The sequence below is a fragment of the Carnobacterium sp. genome (genome assembly GCF_032094055.1).
In the GTDB taxonomy this organism is placed as follows: domain Bacteria; phylum Bacillota; class Bacilli; order Lactobacillales; family Carnobacteriaceae; genus Carnobacterium_A.
This window is the reverse complement of record NZ_DAMDAK010000009.1, coordinates 32,768-34,270: the sequence shown is the minus strand read 5'-3', so window position 1 is coordinate 34,270 and position 1,503 is coordinate 32,768. Positions and strand designations below refer to the sequence as shown.

The 1,503-nt window shown below is 35.2% G+C and carries 1 protein-coding gene and 1 other RNA gene; both read right to left on the bottom strand.

Features of this window, described 5'->3' with window-relative positions; translation table 11 throughout:
* Window positions 1–396 precede the first annotated feature (396 nt).
* Window positions 397–763, bottom strand: a transfer-messenger RNA (tmRNA) gene (gene ssrA / locus RT405_RS02675).
* 131 nt (window positions 764–894) lie between these two features.
* Window positions 895–1,503, bottom strand: a 609-nt coding sequence (locus RT405_RS02670; protein ID WP_313467331.1) for a hypothetical protein, incomplete at its 5' end; no start/stop codon positions are given.

Below are 1,503 nucleotides of genomic sequence, written 5' to 3'. Positions count from 1 at the left end.
AACCTCTGCCGGAATTGTAGAAACAACAGACCCACCAGTTGCTCTAGTTTTTCTTTCTATCTTTTTAATAGTTTCCATGTGATATAACTCCTTTCTTTAATTATATCGTATGAAAGTATAAATGTATAACTATTACTACATTAATACTACATAACTATTATTACTTACTGCTTCAATGTAACTTTGTTCTGCTACCTCGTATTCATTCAGGACTGTACCCTTTTTCAATATAAACTCTAAGTATTCAGTTACCGCTTCACTATATTTACCCATTGCCTCAAGTTGCCTTTACCTGTTTTCCTTTCAAAGATTCAACTCTTCCCCAATTTTCCAAGCAAAAAAAGCATGTAAACACCGTTAATTCAATGTTTACACGCTTTTTTAATTTATTAAAATTAGTGGAGACGGCGGGAGTCGAACCCGCGTCCAAATATATCGGCACCTAGACATCTACGCTCATAGTTATGCTATTTAAAAGTTCGCTTGGCATCAGCCACACAACCGGCATCATGCTTTGCTAGTCTGATGATCTCTTCTAAACCTTACAGACGGAAAGGTTTAGCGTATCCCACTGATTATAGGACCCTTGCTCGAGCACATGGGCGATGCCGAGAGGATCTACACTAAGCTGTTTTTACGCAGCTAAAGCGTAAGAGTTGTTATTGTTTTTAGCAGTTATTTTAACTGTAACGTTTTAACGTAGACGTAACCTACGAAGCGCAATCCAAGCTCGACCTATACCTGTCGAATCCGTAACGCCCCCGAATGGGAAGTGTACAGAGTGGAAAAATCAGCTCTTCTTTTCCATTACCTATTCAAACTCTCTATTAGTTATTATAACACAAATCTCTAAAAAAGAAAATACGTTCGCTTCTGTAATTTTTTATGAATGATTCAAGTTTTCAATTCATAATATCGCCATCGGCCTGTTCCTTTAGCTATTAAATGCTGATTGAAGATATACTTGATTCTCCTAACAGACAGCTGATTATCACACCATTCACAAATAGCCGATACTGTAATTCTTTCATTTGGAAATAAACGTTTATATTCTTGTACATGTCGCATAATGGTTTGAGAAACTACCTCTTTTTTGCCGCAGTACTGACATGTACAAGTTTCTTTTTTTGTAAAACAATCTATGAAGGATCCACAATCAAAACAAGTAACTCCTTTCTTTAATAATTCCTTTTTGTAATATGGTACATTATGTAAAGAAAAGTCTTCCATATGCATTGGTTTAATTTCTTCTGCGAAACGATAATGATTTTGATTTAACGTCTCTGAAATTCCGTTAACCATTGAAAAATGAGATTTCAACATTCCAGGTAACAATATTCCGCTATTTCTTGGAGCTTGAAACAATGCAAAATCGCGATTCAAAAAAACGATTTGTTTTTTAATAGTCAAATTATATCCCATTTGATCAACCAATTGGCGCAATGCTGACTCTGCATTTTTTATTTGATAAAGTGGGTCAAATACTTCTTTTTTAGTTCGCTC